At 57.4% G+C, this 6,621-nt stretch carries 6 protein-coding genes; 4 read left to right on the plus strand and 2 right to left on the minus strand.

From position 1 onward, the window contains the following. Positions 1-279, plus strand: a 279-nt coding sequence (locus HMPREF3172_RS10555; RefSeq protein WP_218078922.1) for a hypothetical protein, incomplete at its 5' end; no start/stop codon positions are given. A gap of 462 nt (positions 280-741) precedes the next feature. On the opposite strand, the gene HMPREF3172_RS03600 is transcribed toward HMPREF3172_RS10555, so the two are convergent. Beyond that, a complete protein-coding gene (locus HMPREF3172_RS03600; RefSeq protein ID WP_256173151.1) occupies positions 742-1,770 on the minus strand; it encodes a L,D-transpeptidase family protein in 1,029 nt (342 codons plus the stop codon). A gap of 178 nt (positions 1,771-1,948) precedes the next feature. Between HMPREF3172_RS03600 and HMPREF3172_RS03605 the strand changes: the two genes are divergently transcribed. Next, complete coding sequence (locus tag HMPREF3172_RS03605) at positions 1,949-2,419, plus strand: GNAT family N-acetyltransferase (RefSeq protein WP_070515508.1); 471 nt, start codon at positions 1,949-1,951, stop codon at positions 2,417-2,419. Between the two features lie 447 nt (positions 2,420-2,866). Here the strand turns inward: HMPREF3172_RS03605 and HMPREF3172_RS03610 are convergent, their stop codons facing one another. Next, complete coding sequence (locus HMPREF3172_RS03610) at positions 2,867-3,826, minus strand: ABC transporter permease (protein ID WP_070515511.1); 960 nt, start codon at positions 3,824-3,826, stop codon at positions 2,867-2,869. Between the two features lie 119 nt (positions 3,827-3,945). Here HMPREF3172_RS03610 and HMPREF3172_RS03615 point away from each other — a divergent pair, with 119 nt between their 5' ends. Together HMPREF3172_RS03615 and HMPREF3172_RS10375 are read left to right on the plus strand one after the other, a co-directional pair. Continuing rightward, positions 3,946-4,470 carry a TetR/AcrR family transcriptional regulator gene (locus tag HMPREF3172_RS03615; RefSeq protein ID WP_256173152.1) on the plus strand — a complete coding sequence of 175 codons (525 nt, stop codon included), beginning with the start codon at positions 3,946-3,948 and terminating at the stop codon, positions 4,468-4,470. Between the two features lie 452 nt (positions 4,471-4,922). Next, positions 4,923-5,513 (plus strand): competence protein CoiA family protein, encoded by a 591-nt coding sequence (locus tag HMPREF3172_RS10375; protein ID WP_141741564.1) that lies wholly within the window; start codon positions 4,923-4,925, stop codon positions 5,511-5,513. Positions 5,514-6,621 lie beyond the last annotated feature (1,108 nt).

A 6,621-nucleotide genomic window follows, 5' to 3' on the forward strand; every position in this document is an offset into this window, starting at 1 on the left:
GCCGATCCGTACACCACCATACTGGACACTACTCAGAATACTCAGAATAACCGCAAAAGCCGCACATCTGCACCAGCGACAGTACGGATCAGCGACGGCTGGGAGCGGTCGGTGATTCGTCGTACCGCGGTCGTCAGCGACGGACATCGCGAGAGGAACACCCAGACCAAAGGCGGAGCGGAGCTAGCCCGGTTAGGTATGTTCAGGTTCCGGTTTCTTGCTGAACCATCCGAAGAAATGAGCCATCTTCACGATGAAGATAACGAGAGCAGCCACTAGCAGAACTATCGTCAGATAGAACGCCGTGCTCGATATGAGAGTGCTCTGGTGAACGGGTGGATATCCATCTTGAAAACAGACTATCTGCGGTGGGGCAAATGATGTTTCGATCCACGCTGACGTTGAGTGCCGCATCTCGTCCGAACCGTTCAAGGGGCATTTTCCCACTCCCTCTATGGCGTTATCGGCTTGCCACGTCTCAGCGAGAAACGCGACTATCGATGCCGCAAAGGTGCAGACTGCACCGAGAACGAACACCCTGGTGCGAATAAAGCGAGAAACCCATGTGGATGTTGTCTTTTTCATAGAAGTATCCCGCTCACATTCTAGAGCGTGATGGCCTTGGGCCGCTTGTCTTCGGACTTGTCCTGAAAGTCTGAACCCGGCCGACCAAGGTGAGTAACCGCAGAAGCCGCATTCGCCGCGCGTCCTTCTCGCCCGGTTGAGGCCACACCCGCACCCCTATTGGTTCTTCAGTTCGCCTCTAGGAGCGATCGCAATGCGCGGGCTGTGCTGCGGCCGCAACCATGTGATGAGCGTGACCATCTGCTTCTCTGTTACGGATACGCACCCGGCGGTCGAACCTTTCCCGTGCGTGTGAACAAAAATCGCTGAACCGCGGCCTTTTTTCCTAGCCGAGTTGTAGTCCACCACGGCCACGTGACGGTACTGCGGGATCTTGGAGAACACCTCGGCGTGCTTTGCAGGGCAGCTGCGGTTGGGTGCACTCATCCACGTGTTGTAGTGGCGTGAGCCAGACCGTGAGCACCATTGGTCGTTGCGATCGGCGCGACGGTATTCGATTTTGGTGCCTTTGGGTTTCGCTTTGGTTCCGAAGGTGAAGGGGATGCGGTATTGCCCCATGGGCGTCTTTCCGTCGCCTTCGCGTTTGGCCTTGGCGGTCGTAAGTCCCTTGTATCCGAACCTGGCGCCCTTGAAGGTGTGTTTGCGGTGCCATCGTTCGTCGTTGCGAAGCTCCCACAGTTCCACCGTGCCGGTTTTTGAGGAGCGTTTGGCGGTGTGTGCGATGACGATTTGTCGGCCGCCTTTGGGTTTGACTCCATGCGGGAGGCCGGTTCTGATGACGCCGGTGGTGATGGTTCCGCGTTGGAACTTCTGGCGAAGTTTTCCGTCGTTGCCGATCCGTGCGCTGCCGGTGGGGTAACCGTATTTTCCGCGTTCCCAGCCGGCACGTTTCCACGCGTTTCGAACCGCACCCCAGGTGGGGTGCGCGCCGGTCTTGGGTGACCAGTGGATGGAACCTTTTGTGAAGGTGCGGTAGCAGCCGCCTTGGGGGAGTCCGCAGCGGATCTTGCCTTTTGCTTTGCCCAGTTTCTTTGCGTGCTTCTTTGCTGCCGCGTTGATTTGGCTGGTGGCTTGACGGGGCGGTGCCGCATGGGCTGGCGTGGCCACAACTGCGGGTGTGAAAAGCGCGAACATGGCGCACAGAGCTGCGACCAGCACAGCGAAACGACGGGAAAGCATGTCCATACGAAAATTGTACTGACCGCTCGCAGCGTCCGAGTAAGCAGTACGGCGCTACCGCCGTCGAGTCGATAAGGCGGATTTGCACTGGCTGTCTTGTGCCATGATTACGTCAACGCAAATGGTCATGGTGGACACCGGTGTCTGCCCAGTGACGAGTAAGACTTAGCTGCAAGGGAGCGGTATGGAGTTTCTTGTCAAAGAAATAAAAGACAAAGAACAGAAGGCTGAAATCTCACGGGAAGTGCTGAACGACCTTCCTGAGTGGTTCGGCATGCCTGAAAGCACTGAGGAATACATCACCGATTCGCAGGACAAGCCGCTTTTAGCGTCCTTCCATCAGGGCGAGGTTGCTGGATTCCTGGTTCTCAACGCAACCAGCTCGGACTGCGCAGACATATTCGTGATGGGAGTTAAGAAGAAGTTCCATCGCAGCGGTGTGGCCACACAGCTCAACGACGAGTACGAAAAGCTGGCCAAAAGTTTGGGCTACGCATACTCGCAAGTCAAGACCGTTCAGTCGGGCCACTATGACGAGTACGACGTGACCAACAAGTTCTACAAATCGGTCGGCTATAAAGAACTCGAAGTGTTCCCCACGCTGTGGGACGAATGGAACCCGTGCCAGGTGTTCATCAAATATCTGGGCGACTGACGGTAGTGGTATCGGAAGCTGCTTCCTGGGCTGCTTCCAGCCGTCGGGCAGTACGTGTTCCCTTATCAGGCTTTCCACTCAAGCTGCAGGCCTGAAGTCTGCCGTGAGGCGTCCCCAGGAGCTGACGCGTCAGGGCATTCTATCTGCTGTCCGGCGCAGAAACTCAGCCGACGGCTGACGGGAGTGGCGAGTGGTGGCCGTTTGACCAGGTCGATTCAAAAGTCGAAGGTGAAGAAGCTTGGGCGCCGGAGTTACACACCATAGCTTCCCACTTAACTTCCCACTCGACATAACACTGTGGGAAGTTAAGTGGGAAGCTTGTGGGAAGTTGAAAAGGAAGTGCGGCAGCGCGTGTTCAGCTGAGGTATTCGTTCAGGATGAAGTTGCCTTTGACAACGTCAACCGATAGCCCGTATCTACATACGCGGCCGCAGAGGGGGCGTCTGCTTAAGCCTTCTGGCGGCGTGCTCCAAACGCAGTCAAGGCAAGCCCAACGACAATCCACGCGATGAGAACCCAGAGGGCCATTCCCGAGCCGTTGCCGTCGAAATAGGCAGCTGAGCGAAGGAACGTGCTGGCTGCACCGACCGGCATGAGCTGTCCGAAAGTGCCCCAGCCGGCCGGCAGCCACTGCGGGCCGGCAGCCAGACCGGACAGCGGGTTCGAAACAAACAGCATGAGGACTGCACCAAGTCCCAGCCCCGCAAAGCCCATAACAGAGAACAGGCCGAGCACAGTACTGGAAATCGCGAGGATGCCGAGCGCCAGTCCGGTCCACAGCAGCCAGAAGCTGCCGTCAACCGCGTGGAACCACGGCTGCAGAATCGCGGCAGCAACAAGCCCGCCCAACACGGCCACGCCGACTGCACCCAAGGTTCGCTTACCGGCCGACTTCAGCTGAGTGGCCAACAAGACTGCCGAAGCCATGCCGCCGAAGATAAGCGGCAGCAGTGCTGCGGACAGCCCCACGCCTTGCGGATCTTCCGATGTCATGGGCGCCACGTCATTGACGGTGACCTCCTGGCCTTCAGCCTTCAGCTGGGTGGCCATGCCATTGAGCGCAGCTGCATAGGGAGCGCCTGCGCCGCTGGCGATCGTGATGGTCGTGCCTTCCGGACCGGCGGCGACTGCGCCGACGGTTTCGCGGTTCTTGACCTTGTTTTCGGCATCTTCCGGGTTGGAGGCGTCGACAACGGTGAAAGCGCCGGACTTTTCGATCTTCTGTGTCATTGCCGTCTTGACGGGTTCTGGTGCTGAAACGGCCAAGGGGATGTCTTCTGCGCCCGAATTGATGGCCGGGGTGAGGAACGCCAACAGCATGAGTGCGATGACGGTGCTCACCAATCCGGTGATAGCGGTGGGGCCGAGCTTACGGCGGCCTTCCGTCTTCTGTTCGGTGTCTGACATGACTTCTCCTAACTAAGCGGAGCGGTATACTCCGGATGTAATCAGATCATAATGCTCCGGTTATAATGAGTGCAAACGCAGGAGGTCAGATGAGGTCAGATGCTCAACAGAATCGCGGGGTGATTCTGGATGTCGCGCGCACACTTTTCGCAGAACAGGGCGCAACCGTGTCTTTGCGGGCAATTGCTGCACAGGCGAGCGTGGGGATCGCGACCCTGTACCGGCACTTTCCTACGCGGGGTGACCTTCTCCTCGCCCTCGGATTGGAGATGAGTGCCGAAGCGCTCGCCGCGATGGACCGTGCGCTGGAGCACTGGGACGCAGATCCGGAAGCGGCCTGGCGCGGTTTCATCACCGGCGTGGCTCGCACCCAGGTGAGCGCCCAGCTGGTGGCAATCGCTGAGGTGCACCAGGATTTTGCTGAATCAGAGCGGGTGGCTGCGGTGCGTGCTGAGCGACTGGCGCAGTTCGATCCGATCCTTGTGCGGGCTCGTGAAGCCGGGCTGATTGGCGATATCGATGCGATGCGGCTCGTAGCCGGAATTGCGGCGGTAACTCGTCCGCTGCCGCCGTTTGTCGAAGATCAGATGCCCGATTTTCACGAGTGGCTGGTTGATGCCTACATCCGAGGAATCCGGCCGTAGGCGTGATGACTGTCTGACCGGCCCGCGAAGTCGGGGTCAATGTCCCAAGGCGAGCCGCGCGAGGTGAGCGGTACTGCGGAGGCGAGCGGCGCCTCGTCAATCAAACCCGGGCATAGAAAATCCCGGGACATCGAGTGAACGATGTCCCGGGATTTCTGCTGTGCGCGAGAGGGGACTTGAACATGGAAACCTGTGCTGCACGTGAGCTTTATCAAGAAGGTTGCCTATGTGGGGGCGAGGCGATGAAGACCGTTGAGTCGCATCCAAGCTGACGCTGGAGAAGTAGGTGCAGGGTGTAGCTGCGAAGTGCCGCACGTAACGTTCCGAAATCGCAGGGTCTTCCAATCGAAAGGGGAATTCTGCACAATTGAGAGATGGGTCACTCTTCGAGCGGTCAGGTTATGAAGGAGTATGCGGTACTTCGGGCCGCAGACAGGCGCAGAGTTCTCTGCGTGCGGAACGAAGACGACTGGGCAGAAATGAAGACTGTGGGGGCCGGCGGTCTGGTCTGTCCCGCAGAAGGATGCGACTCAATCCTGGTCGCATGTACAAGCAAAAAGGAAAAGCGCTTTCTGCGATATCACAACAAGGCGAGGCAGTGCGGGCACAGCTATGATCCAAACGGCGGTGGTGGGGTCGAAGGTTCGGAACATCTGTGGATCAAGAATCGTGTAGCCCAGATTTGTAACTGGCTGGGGTACGACGTCGAAATCGAGCACCAACCGCCGCAGGCTGATATATGGGTGCATAGCGACCCACCGTTGGCTATTGAAATCCAACGGTGGGATACGGATATTGAGGCGCGGACGCGGTCGCGTGAGCAACTCGGCGCACAGACGATTTGGCTGTTCACTGAAGGCGCGTCTTCTGCAGTCGATAAATACTTGTTCAAGACGCCCGCGGCGCGCGTGCGCGTCTACGAAAAAACGATGGAGCGAACGGCAGGAAGCCGATCAAGCCGTGGTTGTCAGAATGCAAAGAAACCCCATATGTGTACATTGGGGCCACCGTCCTGTCGTCACACCGCAGTGGTCGAATGTTAGGCAGTGCGGGCAACTACGACGCTATGAAGTTTTTCCGACAGGTGCTCGCGGGAGATCGGATATGGGTTGCTCCTGAATCCAAACTCGCAGAGCACGGTGGAGGTTGGGCGCTTCGCAAAGATATTCAAGAGCTGAAGCGGTTGCGTGCGCGGCAAGCTGCCCGTCATGAAAGTGCGGCATTCCGGATGCTCCTCGATAAGCAGAACAACCCAGGATCTCGACAAACAACGTCAGCAAGCATCGCAGAGCTATATGCGAAGAGTGCAGATAGCGGCAGTGCCTCTGAACGCCGTATTCCCCAACAGATATCGGAGGCCAATCAGCGGGACGATGACAGACAGTTGGGGGTATATGCGTCTGGGGGCGGAACGGAAGCGAAGCGTAGCTACCATCAAACGGAGGAAGCGACAGCAAAGGCCAAGGCTGCTCGAAGCGAACCAATGCGAAATTCTTTTGTGCCGCCTTCTAGGGAGTTGAACAGCTCTGCGTCTAAGACGAATCAAACAGTGTGGAGTCGGTTTTTAAAAACTGTTAAAAGATGGTTCTGTTAACACAAAAATTCCCGGGACATTGAATGAACGATGTCCCGGGATTTTTACTGTGCGCGAGAGGGTGTCTGGTTTCAGGACATCGTTCACCCCTGCCGCTGAGAATCGGCCAGCGGATGTCCCACGACATCGTTCCATTGATGTGTCGGGTCATCGTTCACGTCCACATTCAGACAGCCCAACATCCTTTAGCCGGATTCTGCGCCCTAGCAACAACTGCGAACAGGAGTTTCTGTCGCTAAAGGGAGTCTCCCTGCGGCTAAAGCGTGGATTTGCTGCTAGCTGGTGTGGGAACGCGGAATAGTCAGCCACCCTGCAGCTGCGCAGGCAAGAAACAGCCCGCGGGTTTGAGTGGATTCTGCAGATTAGGGCACATACGAAGACAAAAACGCGCAGATCGCCTCCATATGTGCCCTAATCTGCACATGCTTCAGCTTGAGGATGCAGCATCTACAGCGGGGAACGATGACCCGACATACCCACCCCAAAAAGGGAACGATGACCCGACACATCGACAGCCCAAAACACAAAAAATCTCGGGACATCGAGTGAACGATGTC

The organism is Brevibacterium sp. HMSC08F02 (assembly GCF_001807555.1).
Taxonomy (GTDB): Bacteria; Actinomycetota; Actinomycetes; order Actinomycetales; family Brevibacteriaceae; genus Brevibacterium; species Brevibacterium ravenspurgense.